19 protein-coding genes are annotated in these 22190 nt (G+C 43.9%); 14 read left to right on the forward strand and 5 right to left on the reverse strand.

Annotated elements, in window-relative coordinates; genetic code table 11:
• Positions 1-286: 286 nt before the first annotated feature.
• The 7 genes from IM507_RS05820 to prmC all read left to right on the forward strand — a co-directional run bounded on the left by IM507_RS05820 (position 287) and on the right by prmC (position 13359).
• A complete protein-coding gene (locus tag IM507_RS05820) occupies positions 287-466 on the forward strand; it encodes a hypothetical protein (protein WP_002731657.1) in 180 nt (59 codons plus the stop codon).
• 270 nt (positions 467-736) lie between these two features.
• Positions 737-2071 (forward strand): AAA-like domain-containing protein, encoded by a 1335-nt coding sequence (locus IM507_RS05825; protein WP_287636763.1) that lies wholly within the window; start codon positions 737-739, stop codon positions 2069-2071.
• 167 nt (positions 2072-2238) lie between these two features.
• Positions 2239-4071, forward strand: coding sequence for a carotenoid oxygenase family protein (locus IM507_RS05830; protein WP_069475038.1), 1833 nt, complete (start codon positions 2239-2241; stop codon positions 4069-4071).
• Positions 4068-10223, forward strand: coding sequence for an AAA family ATPase (locus IM507_RS05835; protein WP_287636764.1), 6156 nt, complete (start codon positions 4068-4070; stop codon positions 10221-10223). Before IM507_RS05830 ends, IM507_RS05835 begins: the two co-directional genes overlap by 4 nt.
• A 625-nt stretch (positions 10224-10848) precedes the next feature.
• Entirely contained in the window at positions 10849-11283 is a 435-nt protein-coding gene (locus IM507_RS05840) for a hypothetical protein (protein ID WP_002733588.1), read from the forward strand.
• Positions 11284-11671: 388 nt separating this feature from the next.
• Positions 11672-12469, forward strand: coding sequence for a Tic22 family protein (locus tag IM507_RS05845; protein ID WP_042790296.1), 798 nt, complete (start codon positions 11672-11674; stop codon positions 12467-12469).
• 5 nt (positions 12470-12474) lie between these two features.
• The gene (gene prmC / locus IM507_RS05850; protein ID WP_069475428.1) at positions 12475-13359 is read left to right on the forward strand and encodes a peptide chain release factor N(5)-glutamine methyltransferase; all 885 of its coding nucleotides are present in this window, start codon (positions 12475-12477) and stop codon (positions 13357-13359) included.
• On the opposite strand, the gene IM507_RS05855 is transcribed toward prmC, so the two are convergent.
• The 4 genes from IM507_RS05855 to IM507_RS05870 form a co-directional block, all read right to left on the reverse strand.
• A complete protein-coding gene (locus tag IM507_RS05855) occupies positions 13356-13892 on the reverse strand; it encodes a hypothetical protein (RefSeq protein WP_069475427.1) in 537 nt (178 codons plus the stop codon). The genes prmC and IM507_RS05855 overlap by 4 nt on opposite strands.
• Complete coding sequence (pyrF, locus tag IM507_RS05860) at positions 13856-14557, reverse strand: orotidine-5'-phosphate decarboxylase (protein ID WP_069475426.1); 702 nt, start codon at positions 14555-14557, stop codon at positions 13856-13858. Before pyrF ends, IM507_RS05855 begins: the two co-directional genes overlap by 37 nt.
• Positions 14558-14629: 72 nt before the next feature.
• The gene (locus tag IM507_RS05865; protein ID WP_069475425.1) at positions 14630-15094 is read right to left on the reverse strand and encodes an MEKHLA domain-containing protein; all 465 of its coding nucleotides are present in this window, start codon (positions 15092-15094) and stop codon (positions 14630-14632) included.
• A gap of 22 nt (positions 15095-15116) precedes the next feature.
• Positions 15117-16298 carry a M20 family metallopeptidase gene (locus IM507_RS05870; protein WP_002733828.1) on the reverse strand — a complete coding sequence of 394 codons (1182 nt, stop codon included), beginning with the start codon at positions 16296-16298 and terminating at the stop codon, positions 15117-15119.
• Between the two features lie 229 nt (positions 16299-16527).
• On the opposite strand from IM507_RS05870, the gene queF reads away from it, so the two are divergent.
• The gene (gene queF / locus IM507_RS05875) at positions 16528-16923 is read left to right on the forward strand and encodes a preQ(1) synthase (protein ID WP_002732669.1); all 396 of its coding nucleotides are present in this window, start codon (positions 16528-16530) and stop codon (positions 16921-16923) included.
• A 9-nt stretch (positions 16924-16932) separates the two neighbouring features.
• Here the strand turns inward: queF and IM507_RS05880 are convergent, their stop codons facing one another.
• A complete protein-coding gene (locus IM507_RS05880) occupies positions 16933-17151 on the reverse strand; it encodes a hypothetical protein (RefSeq protein WP_002732560.1) in 219 nt (72 codons plus the stop codon).
• Between the two features lie 218 nt (positions 17152-17369).
• Here IM507_RS05880 and IM507_RS05885 point away from each other — a divergent pair, with 218 nt between their 5' ends.
• The 6 genes from IM507_RS05885 to mutL form a co-directional block, all read left to right on the forward strand.
• Entirely contained in the window at positions 17370-18479 is a 1110-nt protein-coding gene (locus IM507_RS05885) for a tetratricopeptide repeat protein (protein WP_069475423.1), read from the forward strand.
• A gap of 234 nt (positions 18480-18713) precedes the next feature.
• On the forward strand, positions 18714-19007 hold the full coding sequence (locus IM507_RS05890; protein ID WP_002733639.1) for a nucleotidyltransferase family protein: 294 nt from the start codon (positions 18714-18716) through the stop codon (positions 19005-19007).
• A complete protein-coding gene (locus IM507_RS05895) occupies positions 19004-19180 on the forward strand; it encodes a hypothetical protein (RefSeq protein WP_176721684.1) in 177 nt (58 codons plus the stop codon). Before IM507_RS05890 ends, IM507_RS05895 begins: the two co-directional genes overlap by 4 nt.
• The gene (locus tag IM507_RS05900; RefSeq protein ID WP_069475422.1) at positions 19174-19485 is read left to right on the forward strand and encodes a HepT-like ribonuclease domain-containing protein; all 312 of its coding nucleotides are present in this window, start codon (positions 19174-19176) and stop codon (positions 19483-19485) included. The genes IM507_RS05895 and IM507_RS05900 overlap by 7 nt, the downstream gene beginning before the upstream one ends.
• A gap of 132 nt (positions 19486-19617) precedes the next feature.
• Positions 19618-20199 carry an REP-associated tyrosine transposase gene (locus tag IM507_RS05905; RefSeq protein ID WP_002734993.1) on the forward strand — a complete coding sequence of 194 codons (582 nt, stop codon included), beginning with the start codon at positions 19618-19620 and terminating at the stop codon, positions 20197-20199.
• 511 nt (positions 20200-20710) lie between these two features.
• Positions 20711-22190: DNA mismatch repair endonuclease MutL (gene mutL / locus IM507_RS05910; protein ID WP_287636765.1), on the forward strand; the 1480-nt coding region annotated here is incomplete at its 3' end.

Here is a 22190-nt window from a genome sequence, read left to right on the forward strand (position 1 = left end):
GTGATACTAAACGTCGGGACATATAAACAGTTATAAGGCTGGTCTGGGTTGACCTGTTAGATTCAGTCAGGGGACTGAAGACCTTACTAGGCGGTTATTTCGGGCATTTCAGCTCTATTTCATGCCTAAACGTTTCGCACTACCGTCTCTTAGCTTATCAAAAATTAGTTATCGCTCGTCGAGTGTCGGCTGGCAATAAAATGAAATATGACGGGATTTGGCATCATCCCCAGAGGACAGACTACTGTCCCCCACAAATAGCCTTAACTGTGTTGGTAGTATAGTGATGGCCGCCTTAGCCCAAGGAAGACTGCGGCAAAAACAGGATTTGCTGGTAGAAGCACTCTCCGGTCGGGTGCGTCCCGGTCAGCAATTTATTCTCGCCCAGTTACTAAGTCTGATTGACAGTATTGACGAGACGATTGCCCAGTTTGACCGAGAAATTTGTGAAAAAACGTCTGGTTAAACGTTTAGAGAAGCTTGGTTATCAAGTTACTTTTGAGCCTGTTCCGGTTGTCTCTTAAATTGGTCTAGAATATTTCCCAGTTGGGCTGTCGCCTTTTCCTGACTTCAGCCATCTACTGCCGTGGTTTTGTGACCACATTGTCATTTTCAAGTCAGTCAGGAGACAGGTTTTAGGTGTTGGGGGTTGGGGTTTTGGGGTTTTGGGGTTTTAGTTCAATTCCCTCACTTCCCCATTCCCCCACCTCCCCATTCCCCCACACCCCTAATTCTTATGAGAGATTCCCTATCGAGCCGTCTAAGAGTACAACAACACTGCCTCAATCAAGTTAAATTAGCCGTGAGAAAGCAGGGCTTTAGCAGTCAGCGCTCCTTAGCCAAAGAAGCTGAATTTAGTCTGGCTACTGTCAGCAACTTCCTGACTGGCAAACCGGTAGAACAGGCCACTTTTGAACAAATTTGTCGTCGATTATGCCTCGACTGGCAAGAAATCGCCGCCCTGAATTTTGAGCTAAAAACACCCCCTCAAGACAAAATTCCGGTTAATTCGGCAGCCAAGAGCGAAAAATTGGACACATTACCCCCCTATCCTAATGGGGCAGTTCCCCTTGGTTCCCCATTTTATTTAGAACGTCTTCCCCTCGAAGAACAGATAAGGCAGGAAATCAAGAAACCGGGGGCTTTAGTGCGGATAAAAGCTCCCAAAGAAATGGGCAAAACCTCCCTACTTTTGAGAATGCTCGATTTTGCTAAACAGCAAGGCTACCGCACGGTGAGTTTGAACTTAGAACAGGTGGACCAGACGATTTTGGCTGATTTAAACCAATTTTTGCGCTGGTTATGTGCCAATGCCGCCCGTCAACTACAGTTAAAACCGCAATTAGATGAGTATTGGGATGAGGATTTAGGTAGCAAGATTAGCTGTACGGTTTACATTCAAGACTATCTCCTGGAATCGATTACCGCCCCCATTGTCCTCGCTCTCGATGAACTGAATCAGATTTTTGAACATCCCCAAGTGGCCAAGGATTTTTTACCGCTGCTGCGTTCTTGGTACGAAGAATCCAAAACCCTACCTATCTGGCAAAAACTCCGTCTTATCGTCGTCCATTCCACAGAAATTTATGTTCCCCTGCAGCTCAATCAATCCCCCTTTAACGTGGGATTCCCCGCACAGTTAAGTCATTTTAGTCTGGAGGAGGTATTGCAATTAGCCCAACGTTATCAACTCACCTGGGAAAATCAGGAAAAAGTCCAACAACTGATGGAGCTAGTAGGAGGACATCCAGCTTTGGTACAAACTGCCCTCTACTATCTCAGTCGGGAGGAAATAACCATGACGCAAATATTAACCAGCGCCACCTCTGTCACCGGGATCTATGCCCATCACCTGCGGCGCCATTGGGCGGTATTAGAACAACAGCCGGAACTAGCAAAAGCTCTCGACCGGGTGATGAGCGCGGTGGAACCCGTACAATTAGACCCAATTCTCGCTTACAAACTCAGCAGTATGGGACTACTCAAACAATCAGGAGATAAAGTAGTACCAGGCTATGAATTGTATCGACGCTATTTTTTAGAGGTGAAATCCTCTATCAGTTATCAGTAAACAGTAATCAGTTATCAGTGAGGGTGTAGGGTGTGGGGTGTAGAGTGTAGGGTGTGGGGGGAATAAATAAAATAATCTCCTGACGACCGGCTCCTATCTCCTGACTCCTATCTCCTGACGACCGGCTACTAACCCCACCAACAAACTTTTTGCCGCAAACTCTACTTATGAATATGTCAAACAAAGATACTGTCCAAAATACTGTCAACGTTAGCAATTTTAGTCGCTCGCAACTCGGTCGGCCGGATGAGAACAATTTATATAAGGCAGTCGCCACAATTACTGAGGGACATTGGCCGGAAAATCTGTCGGGATACGTTTTTATCGTCTGTCCTTTTCATAGAAAAAATGACCGTCATTTGTTCTCTGGCGAAGGTGTAATTATTAAATGGGACTTGCAAGGTAAAAATAATCAAGTTAACGTTTACAGTAAAAAACTAAAAACTTGGGATAATTTTTGGCGAAAAGTTTTACCTATATTTAATATTAGTCAAGCCACTTTTCCCGCCGTGGTCAGCATTTTGGGTTGTTCAGAAATAGCGAATACTGCTATGGTTAAACTAGAAAAAGTTTCCGAAGATAAACAACTAGAAGAAACCCGATTAATTCTCACTGCCGATGCGGGACGTTACTGGGAAGTGGATCCGGTTTCCCTGGATACTATCACTCCGATTGGTTATTTTGACCAACATATTGTTTCCGTGCCTTTGTCTATTTTCCCAGTCCTAGAAAATACCGCTCACCCCTTCTACGACAAAAAGACCCAAGAATTTATCACCTGTGAATTAAAGCTAAAACTTATATCGGGAGGTATGTTAAAAGATTTAGATAAATCGGTGTATATTGTTCTTTGGGATCAACAAAAAAAACTTAAACCCTGGAAACTACAGGGAAGTATTCTCGATGGTAGCCCCCATTCGGTCATCGTCACCGAAGATTATATCATGATTCCCGATATGCCCTTTCAGATGGGAGTAGCCAAACTATTAGGTATCAGAATTAAGCCTGAAGAAACCTATCCGAAAACTCAAATTTATCTGGTTAACCGTCAAGATCTCAAGGAAGAAGAAACCACCGTTCCCTCGCGATTAATTACCTTCAATGGCGACAGTTATCACTTCCTTTGTAGTTACCATAGTACCAACGGTCAAATTCAGCTTGTGGCCATCCAAAACGCCACTATTAGTTTAACCGAAGCGATCGAAAAAGACGATATCCAACATTTTACCGGTCAGGGTTATCCCCCCGAATACCACGGCATCCCCTGGATGTTTTCCTTTGACCCCGGAGTGCTGCGCAAAGTGGTTATCGAAGATGCCAGGGTGATGAGCGAACAAGCTTTCATCCATCCGGGGTGGTTCTCTACCACTCTCTACACCGCCGACCCGCGGGAATTGGAACAGGGATACAGCGCCATTTATCAGGTTTATGCTGGTTATGTGCGCGAATTAATCTGTCGTCGTCAGTATATGGATTGTCGCGACCAAAGTAATCGCATCCTCAGCGATGCCGAACTTCCCTGTCATGACTTGCCCTCGGTATTAGCCAAGGTTCCCTTCGATAAGGATTGGAATCAGTTAACTGAACAGATTAGCCAAGAAAAAAAAGCCAGTGATACTCATGTATCACATTTAGGTCGGGGACTACTGGATTTTTATGTTTGTCCCGATGGCTATATTTTAGATAGCATTCAGTTTATTCCCCAAGAACAGGGCTATCTATTGACGACGGTTTTAACCCCGACCAAAGTATTAGAAGCTTGGTTATTTAACCCTGACAATCTCAAGGACGGACCGATTGCTAAACTGAGTTTGCCGGAAGATGTTCACTTTGGTTTTACCTTGCATTCCGAGTATTTCGAGCAGGTGCTGCCTTCTCCCCGTCCTTCCGTCTCACAGGTAAATCAAGTCCTGTCAGCCTTGCGGAGTCTTGTTTTAGTTCCCGTAGAATTTTTCTTGGGGAAACCCGCAGCCATTTACAATCGCCAAGTAAAAAAATGATTGTTCTCAACGGATACGACATTCTTGCCCAAATCTACGAAAGTGTTAACTCGGAAGTCTATCGGGCCATTCGCACCGTCGATAATCAACCGGTTATGCTCAAAATCCTCAAGCAAGAATATCCAACCGCACAAGAACTAACCCATTACAAACAGGAGTATAAAACCATCTGCGGCCTGAACTTCGAGGAGGCGATTAAAGCCTATGGTTTAGAAACCTACCGCAGAACTCCCGTGATTATTTTGGAAGATTTCGGGGGTGTATCCTTAAAAAAATGGCTAGAGGGCAAAAAAACTCTAGCCTTAAGGGACTTTTTAAGTCTTGCACCCCGAATAGTGGCTAATTTAGAGAAAATTCACAACGCCAAGGTTATTCACAAAGATATTAATCCTGCCAATATAGTTCTTAACCCCGAAACCGGACAGATTAAAATCATCGATTTTGGCATTGCCAGCGTCCTGCAGCGGGAAAATCCGGGGCTAAAAAATCCCAACGTCCTGGAGGGGACTTTAGCCTATATTTCTCCCGAACAAACCGGACGGATGAATCGCAGTCTCGATTACCGTACAGATTTTTATTCTTTGGGCGTTAGCTTCTATGAACTTCTCACCGGACAATTACCTTTTCGGGCTAAAGATGCTTTGGAATTAGTTCACTGTCATCTGGCAAAACAACCTCTGGAGATTAATAGTCTCGTCAGGGAAGAAATTCCCCCGGTGGTGGAGGCAATCATCAGGAAACTGATGGCTAAAACCCCCGAGGAACGATACCAAAGTGCCTATGGTATTCGGGCAGATTTAGAAGAATGTTTAAGACAACTAGAAACAACGGGTAAAATTGAGGATTTTGTCATCGCTGGGCAAGATCTAGCCAATCAGTTCCAAATTCCCCAAAAACTCTACGGTAGGGAGACAGAAATCGCCACTCTCCTCACTGCTTTTCAACGGGTAGCCACGGCGGCTAAAAACTCCTCTCACACCGAACTGATGCTAGTTACGGGTTATTCTGGCATGGGTAAAACCACCCTAGTTAGGGAAATTTATCAGCCAATTACTGAAAAACGCGGCTTTTTTATCTCTGGTAAATTTGACCAATTTCAGCGCGATACTCCCTACGCTGCCGTGGTTAGCGCTTTGACTCATCTTGTCAAGCAACTTTTGGGGGAAAGTCAGCCACAACTGCAACTATGGCGACAAAAACTCTTAAAGTCTTTGGGGGCGAATGCACGGGTTATTATTGATGTGATTCCTGAACTAGAATTAATTATCGGTCCACAACCAGAGGTGTTACAATTAGGAGCGATCGCTACTCAAAATCGCTTTAATTTAGTCTTTAAAAATTTTATTCGGGTCTTTTGTTCCCCAGAACATCCCTTAGTCATCTTTCTCGATGATTTACAATGGGCAGACTTGGCTAGTCTCCAGTTAATAGAATTAATTATGCTCGATGGCGATATGGACTATTTATTTTTAATTGGTTCCTATCGCAGTAACGAAATTAATTCCACCCATCCCCTAAGTGCTACTCTCGATAAATTAGAGCAGGGGGGCATAATTATCAATCAAGTTATTTTAAAACCTCTGGGTCTTGAACAGGTCAATCAGTTAATTGCTGACACCTTAAACCATTCACCCGAATATGTGCAATCTTTGTCCGCTTTAGTCTGGCAAAAAACCCACGGGAATCCTTTTTTTGTCAATGAATTTCTCAAAACTATCTACTGGGAAAATTTGCTATTTTTCCAACCGGGGCAGCAAACAACCACTAAAACCGATAATAATAGGGGTTATTGGCAATGGCATCTCGGCCAAATTCAAAGGATTGGTAGTACCGATAATCTGATTCAATTTATGATGGGCAAAATGCAGAAATTGCCCCCCGAAACCCAGGAAATTTTAAGTTTAGCAGCTTGTCTTGGGGCAGAGTTTAATTTATATAGTCTGGCAGTAATCTCTGAAAAATCACCTCCAGAACTTTTACCAATTTTAACTTATAGTAGTGAAGCTGGTTTAATTATTCCCCTCTCAGAATTGGATGAACAATTACTGATTCAAGAATATAAATTTGCTCATGATCGCATTCAACAAGGAGCTTACGCTCTCATCGAAGACAGCAAAAAATCTTTAATTCACCTAAAAATTGGTCGCCTACTTTGGCAGCATACTGCCGCCAATGAATTATCGGAAAAAATTTTTAAAATAGTCGATCATCTCAATCTTGGTTATCAACTAATTAGCGAGGAAAAAGAACGAGAGTCAGTGGCTAACTTGAATTTACTAGCAGCCCAAAAGGCAAAAGCCGCTAATGCCCAAACTGGAGCCTTAAAATATATTAAAATCGCTCAAAAACTTCTCAAAAAAGCAAGCTGGAAGAATAACTATCAACTGACTTTAGATATTTATTCTGAAGCCACAGAAATCGCCTATTTAAGTGGAGATTTTGAGCAGATGCAGTGCTGGGCTAATCTCGTGTTAAAACAGGCAAAAACAACCCTAGATAAGGTGAAAGTTTATGAAGTCATCATCGAAGCTTATCAAGCCCAAAATCACGAACTAAAAGCGGTAGAAATTGGTTTATCCGTCCTCAAAAGCCTAGATTTCGAGATTCCTGAATCCTTAAAATCATCAGATATTCAGGAAGAACTCAATAAAACTAGGCAAAAATTAGCGGGTCAAAATATCGAAAATTTAAGTAATTTACCGCCGATAAATGAGGAAGAAAAATTAGCAATCATGAAGATAGCGAGTGCCATATTTCCTCCTGTTTATATTGCCGCACCTCATCTCTTACCCATCCTAGTATCAAAACAGGTTAACTTATCAATTGAATACGGCAATAGTTATCTAGCGGCTTTTACTTATGTCAATTATGGCTTAATTCTTTGTGGTCTTTTAGAAGATTGGGAAACGGGTTATCAATTTGGACGATTAGCTTTAAACATTGCTGATAAATTTCATGCCAAAGCCCTGATGCCGAAAATAATTGCCGTCTTTTCCGCCACTATTAGTATCTGGAAAGAACCGATTAAAAATTCCCTGTCTTTGTTAAAATCTTCCTATCAAACCGGTTTAGAAATGGGCGATCTCTACTACGGAACAACCTGCGCCTATCTTTACTGTTTTCATTCCGCCTTTATCGGACAGGAATTAACCGAATTAGCTAGAGAAATAGCTAACTATGATCTGGCTTTTGTTAAGCTCAAACAAGAAAACACCCGCAACTATCTAAAAATCTACGGACAAACAGTTTTAAATCTGCTGGGGCGCTCGGAAAATCCCGGTAATTTAGAAGGACAGTACTATCAAGAAACTCTTATGTTACCGTACCATCTAGAGGCTAATGATCTCTATGGTCTCTGTGCTTTATTTGTCAATAAATTATACCTTTGTTATCTATTTGGACAGTACGAACAAGCTATTAAAAATGCTAACCAAGCCCAACAATATCTAGGAGGAGCCACCGCTACTTTATTGATTTCTCTACATAACTTCTATGATTCTCTCGCCCATTTAGCTATTTATAATCATCTGGACAATGACCAAAAAAAGCAAGTATTAGAACGAGTGACGAATAATCAGAAAAAGCAACAGGAATGGGCTAATCAAGCCCCCTCTAACTATCTTCATAAATTTTATTTAGTGGCAGCGGAAAAGGATCGAGTGCAGGAATCCTATCTAGAAGCCATAGAAAACTACGATCTAGCCATCGCTAAAGCCAGGGAAAATGAATACATTAATGAAGAAGCACTGGCTAACGAACTAGCGGCGAAATTCTATCTCGATTGGGGTAAAGTAAAAATTGCCAAAACCTACATCAATGAAGCTGCCTATCTCTATTCTCTTTGGGGAGCAACAGCTAAAGTCAAAGATATAGAAAGCCGCTATTCTCAGTTAATGGTCAATAATTATGGTTCCAATTCCCTGACCGAAACCACGAGAACTACCACCAGAAAAAATTCAGTTAGTCATGCGGGAGAACTGTTAGATTTAGCCACGATTATGAAAGCATCCCAAGCCATTTCTAGTGAGATAGTTTTAGATCAATTACTCGCCACCCTGATGAAAATTCTCATCGAAAATGCTGGGGCGCAGCTGGGCTATCTTATCCTAGAAAGCGGCGGACAACTATCGATCGAAGCCTCCGGTTCAGTGCAGGAAGATAGGGTGACAGTCTTTAAATCTAATGCGATCGAAGAACATCTTCCCGTCTCAATTATTAACTATGTGGCCCGGAGCGGTCAAACCGTTCTTAATAACGATGCTGCCCATCAGGGCAATTTTAGCAACGATCCCTATATTAAAATCCATCAAACCAAATCGCTGCTTTGCACACCCCTACTCGACCAAGGACAACTGCGGGGAATTGTCTATCTAGAAAATAATCTCACCGTCGGGGCTTTTACCCAAGAAAGATTGGAAGTGCTGCAACTGCTCTCTAGCCAAGCTGCCATCGCAATTACTAACGCCAAACTCTACGCCGAAATCAAAGCTAAACAGAGACAACTAGCGCAATTTTTAGAAGCCATGCCAGTGGGGGTATTTGTCCTCGATGCCGACAGTCAACCCTACTACGCCAATCAAACTGCCCAAGAGATTTTAGGAAAAGAGATAGTTAATATCACCACGGCTAATCAGTTGGGGGAAACCTATCAGTTATATCAAGCTGGAACCGATCGATTGTATCCCACAGAATACCATCCGATTGTCCGAGCTTTAAGGGGGGAAAAAAACACGGTGGATGATATAGAAGTTCACCAAGGAGAGAAGATTATCCCCCTAGAAGTGTATGCCACGCCCGTTTTTGACGAAAAAGGAGAAATTATCTATGCGATCACCGCTTTTACCGATATTAGCGAACGAAAACAGGCGGAAGCGGAACGGATTCGCTTTACCGAAGAATTAGCCGAGTATAGCCGCACCCTAGAACAGAAAGTGCGGGAGCGCACCCTGGAACTCAGCCAAACCCTAGAAATTCTCAAGGCCACCCAAGCAGAATTACTGTTTGAAAATGAACTGCTCAGAAGTACCGAAGAATCTAGCACCTTTGACTACCAAGTGGGGGGCAGTTTGCCTATGGATGCACCCACCTACGTGGTCCGCGCCGCCGACCGTTATCTCTATAAAGCCCTCAAACGCGGCGATTTTTGCTATGTTCTCAATCCCCGTCAAATGGGTAAGTCTAGTTTAATGGTACGCATGATCGATCACCTCCAACACGAGGGCATCTGTTGCGCTCCCATTGATTTAACCCGTATCGGCAGCGAAAATGTCACTCCCGACCAATGGTACAAGGGGATAGCCTTCGAGTTAGGACGACGTTTTGGCCTGCTCAAAAGGGTCAATCTGAAAGCTTGGTGGCAAGAACGGGAAGATGTCTCGGCAGTGCAGCGCTTGGGGGAATTTATCGAAGAGGTGTTATTGCTGGAAGTGGGGATAGTGGAAGGTTCTCCCCCGAAACCGATTGCGATTTTTATCGATGAAATCGATAGCGTTTTGGGCTTAAATTTTGCGGTTAATGACTTTTTTGCCCTGATTCGTTCCTGCTATAACCAGCGCGGTTTTAACCCGCTCTATCGGCGTTTGACCTTCGCTTTCTTCGGTGTTGTCACCCCCTCCGATTTAATTACCGACCACCAAATCACTCCTTTTAATATCGGTCATTCGATTCAATTGGAGGGTTTTAAGGAACACGAAGCCCAGCCTTTACTGCGCGGATTGGCCGAGAAATTTAGTAACCCGCAAACTGTCTTAAAAGAAGTCTTTGCCTGGACAAACGGTCAACCTTTTCTGACCCAAAAACTCTGTCAGTTAATTCGCACCGCCACCTCGCCGATTCCCCCCAATAGTGAGGCCTCCTGGATTGAGGACTTAGTACAGAAGAAGATCATTGGCAATTGGGAGGCTCAGGATGAACCGGAACATCTGCGGACTATTCGCGATCGGCTTCTCAACAGTCATCGCTCCCAGTTGCTCCTGAGACTCTATGAACGGATTTTAAGGGAAAAAGAGGTGATTGCCGAGGATAGCCCCCCAGAAAAAGAGTTACTTTTATCAGGGTTAGTGATCAAAGATCAGGGCCAGCTGCGGGTCCATAATCCCATCTATCAAGCAATCTTTAACCTCCATTGGCTGGCCCGGGCAAAATCAACCTAGTAAGTAGGTAGATGTTAAAAGTTGTCAGATTTCCCCCCTTTATCAAGGGGAGATTAAGGGGGGATCGGCACTTCCTTTATTAAGGGTGGCAGGGGAGATCGAAGGTAAAATCAGCCAATACTAAATCCTGTTTAATAAGTTATAGGATAGTGGGAAGTTAAAGTTAGATTGGGAGTTATCAAACTATTAAAAATAGATTTGCTATTACACCCTAAGCAGTCGCTGATTTAGCAGCACTCACTCCTATCATTCGAGAGATCAAAACCCTGGAAGTCCCCAAAAACTCCAAAATCTGAATCGCTAGTTGGGGAGAGAAATGTCAAGATTTATTAAATATAGAGAAATTGCCGCATGGGATATAATATATGTGGTTGCCTATTAGTCTAAGTCAAATGAACATTAGACCTCTTGCAAAAATCAAAAATCTTCCGTTAGGTGAGGAATCAGGTTTCGGCCGTGAGACTTCGGAGTGAGACTTCGATGGATCAGATAGTGATGCCATTCAGACTTAAATTGACCTTTTAAATACAGCAACTTTTTCTGGAATGTAGTGATTAGGAACAATTTAAGAATACTTTCTCACCTAGCCCGAGCTTTTATTTAACTAATTCCGAGGATAATTACCGTGAAAACAGCGAAATATCCCGAAAAAATTGCCGCTCTCTGGACAACATTCCTCTTGGGAACTCTATTTCACACCCAACTGGGGTTAATGCCACTCTTCCATGGTCAATCGATCGTCGAGAGTCATCAAACCAGCAATCTCGATCCGATTTTCTGGGGAATGTTGCTCTTTTTTTTGCTGCCAATGTTAGCGATTATCGGGGTCAATTTTAGCGAAAGTCGCTCCTTGCGAAAAGTCCATTTCTGGCTGACAATTCTCTATTCTGTCTTGAATCTAGCCCATCTGATCGCCGATCTTTTGGTCAGACCGATCGCCTGGTATCAAATTGCTCTCATGGCAATTTTATTGATCATCGGACTGATTTTAAATCTAGTTTCCTATCAATGGCTGCGGTTAGCGATCGCCCATCCGCACCATCTCTCGGAAAGTCATTAGTAGTGCCAAGATCAAAAGGTGGCCCGTTGACTAACTGATTCAGACAAAAGGATGCCTTTTGAGCTCAAGTTGGGGCTTATTAGGGTAAAAGCCAGCTTAAACCAGAGCTAAAGGGATTTTTTCTGAGAATTTAACTTAAAAAATCTAATTAATCCCTATTATTTCCCAGATCAGCCCGTAAATTGTTCCTGTTTCCGGGCTGACGCTGCCACCTCATCTCACCAAGTGCGGATCTTTTTAGCTATGATAGTTCAGAACCAAGCCAATAAAGGGAACTTTTGGGGCTGGTTATTCATCAGAAAACTCCTAATCGGAGGAGTTAAGCAGACGATATAGTTCAGATTAACGGCAAATATTGGTTAATAGTAATAACGAGGTAATTATTTTGATGAAATCTCTCATTCGTTGGACGGCAACTCTTGGTTTAGTAGGAACGACAATGTTGACTTCGCTGCTGGGCAGCTATTCTAAAGCACTCGCTTTACCAGAAGAACAAATCGTCAAAACCTTGCAGTCTGTACCTGTCTTCGCTATTGCCGATGATCAAGGAGTTCCCTTAATTGCCGTAGAAAAAGAACAGAAATTCACGGGGGTTTTTATCAGTAAGCAGGACGCACAAAACTTTTTTGAACGACTGAAAAAAGAGAATCCTGAAGTGGCCAGCAAAGTTAAAGTTCAGGCTGTTTCCTTGGCACAAGTCTATAAAATGCAAACCAGTCAAACCGATCAAAATCGTTTAATTATCGATTTTGTTCCCAAAGAGTCGGAAGTAGAATCGGCGAAAAAACTGCTCAGTGAAAGAGGTCAACAGTATCAAGGTGGTGTACCTTTATTTGTGCCGAAAGCAGGAAAAGAGAGTAATTTTCTGGTGGTCAATCGCAATAATCAGGATTTTATTCCTTTCTTCTTTGAAAAAGCCGCCGCTTTGCAAATGGTAGAACAATATAAAAAAGCCAATCCCGCCGAAGCAGCCACGGTGAAAATTGATGTTATTCCCTTAGAAAGTGTCATCGCCACCCTACAACAAAGTAACGATGAAGCTTTAACTAAAATTCTCCTCTATCCTAGCCAAGAAACGATTGATTTTATCCGAGCAAATAGTAACCAAAATGCTCCCAACCAACCCCCAGCAAATCAGCCACGCCCTAATAATAATACCAATAATCCCCCCGCCCCCAATCGTTAAGCCTTGTGTCTGCTAGTATTTCCGGTCAAGAATTAAGTCAATGGCGCCAACAGGCGATCGCGGATTTAGCGCAAGCGCAACTATCTCCGAAGGAAGTGGATATATTTCTGCAAGCAGTGACAGATTTAGATACTCTTTCCCTGCGCTTACAATCCTTTCGCGAACGAGAAAAAATCCCCTTGAGTTATTCTTGGTCGGAAATTACTAAACGCTGGCAAAAACGCCTTAAGGCAAGGGTTCCCTTGCAGTATTTGCTCGAATCGGTGGTCTGGCGTGATTTTACTCTGAAAGTCTCCCCAGAAGTCTTAATTCCTCGTCCCGAAACCGAGTTATTAATCGATATCGTTGGAGAAACCTTCAGAGGAGACGACGGGGGAATCTGGGTAGATCTGGGAACCGGTAGCGGTGCGATCGCTATTGGTTTAGCCAGTATCTTGACAAAAGCAGAGATCTATGCTATTGATTACAGTCAAACGGCTTTAGCGATCGCCAAAGAAAATATCATCAAGACGGGTTTTGCCGACAGAATTATCTTAAAACAGGGTTCTTGGTGGACACCCCTAGAGAAGTGGAAAGGACAGATTAGCGGTATGGTGTCCAATCCTCCCTATATTCCCAGTGCAGAAATCCTCGACCTACAAATTGAAGTGCGGGAACATGAACCCCGTTTGGCCCTCGATGGGGGTGAAGACGGATTGACCGCGCTGCGCTATCTAGTGGCCACTGCTCCCGATTATCTGCGATCGGGAGGCCTTTGGCTAGTGGAAATGAGAGCCGGTCAAGGGGAAAAAGTAGCGCAAATGCTGGAAAATCAGGGCAATTATCGACAAATTCAGATTATTAATGACCTAGCAGGTTTCGATCGCTTTGTTTTGGCCGAGCGAATTTAGCGCAATGTCCCCGCTTCGCAGTCCCGCAGCCAGAGACGCACCGCTTGGCCGATGGTGCCTTGACTGGTTTCTAGGGGAGGTAAGGGGACTTGAGCGGGTTCAAGGGCAGCTAATTGACTGTAAATCGTCACTAATCGCCATCCTTCCCCAGTTTTAGTTAAAAATAACCAGTGATAATTCTGGAGAGTGAGAGAGCGATTTTTGCCATACTGACGCTCTAAAGTTGTAAAAAAAACCTGTTGAGTGTCATCGGCAATTTGACCGGAATATTGATTAGCACTTAAAGGTAGGGGTGCAAATTCGGGACGACCGGCAATAATCACAAAAACTGGTGTAGATAATTTTTGGTCGATTTGGGAGCGGGTCATAACTCGGTTAGCATAACCGGGTAAATCTGACAAGAGGCGATCGACTAAAAGATTTAAATTCTCTGGACAGCTAGAAAGAGGACGACTAACTGCTGGCGAGTTAATCCCGAAAATAACCAGCAATACCCCTAAATATCGGCTAATTCGTGACAAATTTTTGTCCATGCTACCTTTGGCTCCTCCGCACCAGTGATCGGTCGTCCAATTACTAGATAATCAGCCCCAGCTTTAAGCGCTTGGGCCGGAGTCATCACCCGACTTTGATCCCCTTTGCTTGACCAGGAGGGACGAACTCCGGGGCAAACTAAGAGAAAATCCTCTCCACAGACGCGACGCAATTGCGCCACTTCTTGGGGAGAACAAACCGCCCCATCAATTCCCGATTCTTTGGCCAATAATGCCAGATTTAAGGCATATTCCGATAGTTCTAGGGGAATTTTGAGGTCGAGGGCTAATTCCCTGGCGTTAAGGCTGGTTAAAACGGTGATAGCGAGAAGTTTTGGCGGCGATAGCAGGTCAGAAATTGCCTCCTTAGCCGCCGTCATTGCTTGCCGTCCGGCTGTTGCGTGCAGGGTGAGTAAATCCACTTGATAGCGACTGGCGGAACGACAGGCCCCGGCGACCGTATTGGGAATATCATGGAATTTAAGATCGAGAAAGCTCTTTTTTTGTCTTTCTTGCAGAATCCCTAGAATTTCTGCACCGCTACTGACAAATAATTCTAGTCCCACTTTCCAAAAATTGACTTCCGGCAACAGATCGAGCATTGCGATCGCTGATTCTAAATCCGGCACATCAAGAGGAACAATAATTCGGTCTGAGTTGGTCATATTGGGGCTATACAGTGGGGAAGTGGGGAAGTGGGGAAGTGGGGACGGAGTTTAAAGGTAGTACAGCTTAAATCAGAGAAAAATCCAATCGGCAAAAGTGGCAGCCTGTCCGCAGTAAATACCATCACGATCGATGATATTCCAAACGATCGCTTTTTCAATGCGAAATAGTTGACCGTTTTTCGTGATCCTTACCCCGTGATAATCGTTGATATAGCCCTGTTTTTTGACTAAATCCAGCATTTTTTGGCGTTCTTGGGCGGGTTCCTCTCCCTCTACCGTTGCTCGCGAAGGAGTTGTTAATAATTCTGGCCAAGTTAAACCCCAGAGATCGAGGGCACCGCGATTACCATAATTGAAGATCGGATTAGTTTGCGTACCGTGGGAAACCAGCACAAAAGGGGCATAAAAGAGCATTTTACTCTGTTCTTTGCCAGTACCGATCCGAGGCAACAGCGATCGCCCGATTAACTGTTCATAACTATCCAGCAGCAATTCTGTCCAAGCTATAATAGCTAAATCTTGCCAAATTTCCATAAAATTATCTTGAAAAACCGGTTTAATCTTCCCTTTGCCAATATTTATAGGCCGCGTAGGCTAAAGTAATCACTCCCGTCAGAATTGCCGACTCATCCACTAAAAATTCCGGATGGTGAAGGGGGGGATTGAGGAGGTGAGGAGAACCCACTCCCAGACGGAACATTGTCCCCGGGGCCTGTTGCAAATAAAGGGAAAAATCCTCGGCCCCCATGGAGGGTTCCGAGAGAATTAAAACCCGATCCTGTCCCCAAGCTTCTAAAGCAGCTTCTTCCACCAAACGAGTTAAAAATTGGTCATTTTGTACCGATGGCACACCCCGACGATAATTTACTTGACATTTAGCGTTATATGTGCTACAGACATTCGTGACCAAACTCTCGATCCATTCTGGGAGATGGGCGTGGGTTTCTGGGTGCAGCGATCGCACTGTTCCTGCCATGCGTACCTGATCGGCGATGACGTTGGGGGCGCGACCACCGCTAATCTGGCCGATGGTGAGGACAATGGGACGCAAAGGGTTTTGAGTCCGACTAATTGCCTGTTGCAAAGTGGTGATTACTTGCGAAGCGATCCAGATAGCATCGATCGCCTCGTGGGGCCGGGCCCCGTGGCCGGATTCCCCTTGAATAAAAATCTCCAGATCGTCGGCAGCCGCAGTTAAGGCCCCGTAACGAACCCCGATCGATCGGGCCGGAATCGAGGGGAAAACGTGCAGCCCGAAAACGGCGCTGACATCCCGCATCACCCCTTCCCGGATCATCCAATTGGCCCCCTGGGCGATTTCCTCTGCTGGTTGAAAGAGAAAGCGTATTTTTCCCCCCAAAGGTTCCGAGAGACGGGAAAGCACCATCGCCGCCCCTAAACCGACGGTAGCATGAACATCGTGACCGCAGGCGTGCATAATCCCCGGTTTACGCGAAGCAAAGTCTAAATCGGTCTTTTCTTGGATCGGTAGGGCATCCATATCGGCCCGGATGGCTAAAATCCTTCGATCACTGCCTTTTCCCGCCAATTCTCCCTTAACTCCCGTTTTTCCCACCGCTTCCTGCACCGATAGACCACAGGAAGACAAAACCCCGGCAATATAGGCGGCAGTTTGATATTCTTGCCCGCTTAACTCTGGATTCGCGTGAATGTGGCGGCGAATCTCCACTAATCGGGGTGCGAGACTCTCGGCTATGTTTTTAATCTCGGAGAGCATGAAACCAGTTTTACAGTACCTTTAGGGTTAATCATAGAGCATTTTTTACCTGAAAAGTTGGGTCTGGCTGATTTTCAGTCTCAACTGTCTTCTCGGCACTCTTTCAACCCAGGACTAAGCTAATTTGTCAAGAGGATGCAGGAGTTACTATTCATCTCTTGATTCGGTAACACCTCTTGAGAGAATATTCCAGCTATGATAGGAAACAGTGTCTAGTTAGGAAAAAAACATGGTTCAGTCTTCCGAAAAAATTGAAGTTAAGTACGGGGAAAGAGAAATTGCTGAAGGAACATTAATTACTTTCCCCAATCCACGCCCCGGCAGAAATTACGATATTCATATTACTCTGCCGGAATATACCTGTAAGTGTCCCTTTTCCGGTTATCCCGATTTTGCCACTATTTATCTTAGCTACGTTCCCGATCAAAAGGTGATGGAATTAAAGGCGATTAAACTTTATATTAATAGTTATCGCGATCGTTATATTTCCCACGAAGAAGCAATTAACCAAATTTTAGATGATTTGGTGGCCGCTTGCGAACCCTTGCAGATGAAAGTTAAGGGGGATTTTCATCCCAGAGGTAACGTTCATACCGTGGTGGAGGTGATGTATAAAAAAGAATAGCATAATTGTCTAGTTTGGGGATGGGGTTGCTCCCATCCCTTGCTGTTCTAGTTTTTGTTGTTCAAGTTTTTTGCTGTCCTTGTTTTCAATACTTATTTTAAAATTGTCCTCTATACTTAGAGCTTGAATCTTATCGTTAAGAGTTGGTTGATTGCCTTTGACTGCTGCTAGGTAAACTGCCCGCGCATTTAAATTGCTTATTGAGATGAGGCAAGAGGCAAGAGGCAAAACGGAGAATAAATCATCAGTTTTTAATAACCAGATTTAGTATAAGTAGGGCTGGCTGAATAAATCTAAAAACCTTGTTGGATAATATTTTTAGGCTTTTTTGCAATCAAAAACTGCCAACCCTTGGCGTGATCTACACTCCACACCCTGCCCCCGGGAAAAACTTTTTCAGCCAACCCTAAGTAGAATTTAAAATCATCCCCAGTGAGGAACTAGCCATGAAATCCTTTGCCCTTCTTACCACCCTTAGCCTAATCAGCCTTTCCACCCTCGCGACTGTTCGCCCCGTCATGGCGCTAGAGAGCCGACAACCAGCCGAAACCCGGATCGCTCAAGGGAACAATCAAGACGCAATCGGCTACTATAACCGGGGAGTTGGCTACATCCAACAAGAAAAATACGATCTCGCCCTCGCTGAATTCACCAAAGCGATCGAACTCGATCCTAACTATACCGAGGCTTACAACAATCGCGGGTTTCTTTACGCCGGACAGGGGAAACCCGACCTCGCCCTGTCCGATTACAATCAGGCGATCAACATCAATCCCCGATACGCCGAGGCTTACCTCAATCGCGGGCTTCTTTACCAACAACAGGGGAAACCTGACCTCGCCCTGTCCGATTACAATCAGGCGATCAACATTAATCCCCGATTGGCCCTGGCTTACAACAATCGCGGGTTTCTTTACGCCGGACAGGGGAAACCAGACCTCGCCCTGTTCGATTACAATCAGGCGATCAACATTAATCCCCGGGACACCCGTGCTTACGTCAATCGGGGGCTTCTTTACGGCGAACAGGGGAAACCCGACCTCGCCCTGTCCGATTTCAATCAGGCGCTCAACATTAATCCCCGAGATGCCGATGGTTATCTGAATCGGGGGGTTCTGTACGCCATACAGGGGAAACCCGACCTCGCCCTGTCCGATTTCAATCAGGCAATCAACATTAATCCCCGAGATGCCCAGGCTTACAACAATCGCGGGCTTCTTGACAAAGAACAGGGGAAACCAGACCTCGCCCTGTCCGATTTCAATCAGGCGCTCAACATTAATCCCCGATTGGCCGAAGCTTACATCAATCGGGGGAATCTTTACCAACAACAGGGGAAACCTGACCTCGCCCTGTCCGATTACAATCAGGCGATCAACATTAATCCCCAATTGGCCCTGGCTTACGCCAATCGGGGGGTTCTTTATTACTCTCGACAAGAAACGGAAAAAGCGATCAGAGATTTCCGACAAGCCGCCGAACTGTTCCGCCAGCAAGGAAACACGGCGTTATATGAAGCGGTTATGGAAATCCTACGGCTATTAGGCGCGGTCTAGTCCTTTTTCTTGGGTTGAGCGAATCAATAGGTTAAAGAAAACCTCTCAATTTTAGGGGAGAGCGAAACCCAACATCCAACACCTCAATCCGTCTGAATAGGCGATCGCTTCTCATGGCTTTTTGTGGGGTTTCCTTGGGTCAATTCAACCTAGGATAATTGTTATCAGTATTTAGTTTTTTCTAGTCTAGTCTGTTAATTGTTCATTAAAAACCTTCGCGATGGATGTTATTTTATGACCCTAAAACAACTCATACAAGACAAACGAGAGGATATCCTAAAAATTGCCACCAAACATGGTGCTTTTAATGTGCGTGTATTTGGTTCCGTTGCTAGAGGTGAGGAAACCGAAAATAGTGATATTGATTTTTTAATTGATTATGATTTAGCTAAAACATCCCCTTGGTTTCCCGGTGGATTATTAGTTGATTTAGAGGATCTCTTAGGGTGTAAAGTGGATGTAGTAACTGAAAAAAGCCTTCATCATCTAATTAAACAGCGAATTTTAAAGGAGGCAATTAAGTTATGAATGAAGATCAAGGGCTCTTCTCGACTTTGTGTGATAATTTTTGCTTATGGAATCGTGAAATGTTGACGGAGAAAGACTTTTACGACTATTTTGCCGAAGAAACTATCAGTATAGGCTTCGTTTCCACACAGAAACCAGAAGAGCCGATCAAGTTTATCTTGGATACATTTTAGACTGTATTGATAAAATTAAGGAGTATTCCCAAGGAGGAAAACTGGAGTTTTTTGCTAATTCAATGATGAGTGATGCTATCATTAGACGCTTACAAACCTTGGCAGAATCAACTCAACGGCTTTCGGAGGAATTAAAGGCAAATATTCCCGATGTTGACTGGCGTAATATTTCTGGTTTTAGGAATATTTTAGTACATGATTATTTAGGAGGAATTGACCTTAATACAGTTTGGGATGTGGTAGAGAATTATTTGGATAATTTAAGAGAACAGATTTTAAGGCATCTAGAATCAGTCAATACTTAATCAAAGTCTAATTTTGTAGGTTGGGTTGACGCAAGGAAACCCAACAAATCCACCAGTTATGCTTTGTTGGGTTTTCCTTTGGTCAATCCAACCGACAAGGGGGATTATGCGCCAGAATAATCAATATTTATTATGCAGTATCGAAGGGCAAAAATTGAGGGAGGAACTTACTTTTTTACTCTTGTCACTCACAAGCGTAAAAAATTCTTGTGCGAACCAGAAAATATCTCCCTCTTGCGAGAAGCATTTCGCTACGTTATGCAACGTCACCCATTCACAATCGATGCCATTTTCATTTTACCCGACCACCTGCACTGCATTTGGACTTTACCCGAAGGTGATGCCAATTTTTCCACTCGTTGGCGTTTAATAAAAAGCTATTTTAGTCGTAACTGCGATTCACAATATTACGGAAACATGACTACTTCGAGAGAGAATAAAAAAGAACAAACTATCTGGCAAAGACGGTTCTGGGAACACTTAATAAAAAACGAGCAAGATTTCATTTTTCATGTAGATTACATTCATTATAATCCCGTAAAACATCGATTAGTTAATGCTCCTTCAGCTTGGGAATATTCCAGTTTTCACCGTTATGTTCAACAAGAAATCGGCTCTTCTCGACTTTGTGTGATAATTTTTGCTTATGGAATCGTGAAATGCTTATCGGGTAACACTTTTAGGACTATTTTGTCGAAGAAACTATCAGTATAGACCTCGTTTCCACACAGAAACCAGAAGAGCCAGAAATCTATCAGATTGACTGGGGCGCAAATGAAGAAATCATCTTTCCGGCGCCGATTGGCTATGAATAGAGCGATCGCCTCGTTTTCTAGGTTGGATCGTCGGAACGAAACCCAACACCCAACACCCAACACCTAAATCCGTCTGAATCTTTTTGTTGGGTTTCCTTGGGTCTATTGTTGGGTTTCCTGACGTCAACCTAATACCATTTCTCTAAATGAAAACTACACATCGAATTTAAATCCCCCTTTAAGTTCCCCTTTTTAAGGGGGATTTAGGGGGATTAAACTTCTGTAGTCAGACTTTGGAGAATTGGTATAACTCATTGGACTTGCTCCAGGACTATCGCTATATTTGATCGGTGCAGCGGGATGGTAAGGAAGCAGCGATCGCCGATAAATTGCTAGGGAGCGGAGTCCTTAATCATGCACCCCCTGTGCGACAATATATCGAGTTTGCCCTTGGCTAAAACCATTAATTGATGACCTTGCCCATACAAGTTTTACCCCAAGACGTAATCGATTTAATTGCCGCAGGAGAGGTAATCGACTCTTTAGGCGCTGTGGTGCGGGAATTAGTCGAAAATGCCATTGATGCGGGGGCAGATAGGATTACCATCGATATATCTCCCCAAAATTGGCGAATACAAGTATCGGATAACGGTAGGGGAATGTCTAGAGAAGATTTGCAACTGTGTAGCTATGCCCACAGTACCAGCAAAATCCGCCAACGGGACGATCTTTGGCAGATTACCAGTCTCGGATTCCGTGGTGAAGCTTTGCACAGTATCGCACAGGTGGCGCGTCTGCGGGTTGCCAGTCGTCATGACGATGATTTAGGTTGTTATTGTCTTTACAATCACCAGGGTGAGCCGGATAATTTAGAAACGATTCCTATAGCTATCGGCACTATCGTCACGGTAGAAAATCTCTTTGGTAACTTTCCTGTGCGTCGTCAAGCTTTACCGTCAATTAACAAACAATTAAAGGATATACAGACTTTAATTCATAATTTTGCTCTCTGTCATCCCCAAATTACTTGGCAGGTTTTCCAAGATCATCAAGATTGGTTACGCATTAGTCCGGGTAAGGATGCCAGTCAAATATTACCGCAATTAGTTAAATCTCTGCATTTTAACGATTTAGCAGCCCTAAAACTTGACTTAACGACTCCTGACGCAGAATCTGCCCAAATTGAATTAGTCATTGGTTTGCCCGATCGCATTTCTCGCCATCAACCGGATTGGGTTAAAATTGCTGTTAATGGGCGAATGGTGCGCTCATCCGAGTTAGAACAGGCAATATTTCAAGCTTTCGCTCGTACAGTCCCTAAAGATCGCTATCCCGTTTGTTTTCTCCATCTACATCTTAACCCTCGTTCGATCGATTGGAATCGTCACCCAGCTAAAGCGGAAATATACCTGCATAACCTCGTTTTTTGGCAAGAACAGATAATTTCAGCCATAGACAAGGCTTTAGGACTAAATCCCGAACATATACCCGAAAAAGCGCAAAATCAGCGCGTCAGTCAAATTCTCAAGGCTGCCGAAGAAAAAAGCACCTATATAATAGGGGAGAAATCCAGGAAAAATCGGCTGGAATTAAAGGCATTAGCTCAAATTCACCAAACTTATATAGTTGCCGAACATCCTAACGGATTATGGTTAGTGGAACAACATATTGCCCATGAGCGGGTTTTGTACGAACGTTTAGAGGATAACTGGGAAATCGTGCCGTTAGATACTCCGATCATCTTAAATCAGTTAACTACTCGACAAATCGAACAATTACAACGTTTAGGATTAGAAGTTGCTAGTTTTGGCGATCGCTCTTGGGCAATTCGTAGTATTCCTGTTCTACTAAAAGAACGGGAGGATCGGGCTGATGCTTTACTAGAATTAAGTTTAGGGGGCGATTTACAAACCGCTCAGGTTGCTACCGCTTGCCGTAGTGCGATCCGCA

Source organism: Microcystis sp. M20BS1 (assembly GCF_020245305.1).
GTDB lineage: Bacteria > Cyanobacteriota > Cyanobacteriia > Cyanobacteriales > Microcystaceae > Microcystis > Microcystis ichthyoblabe_A.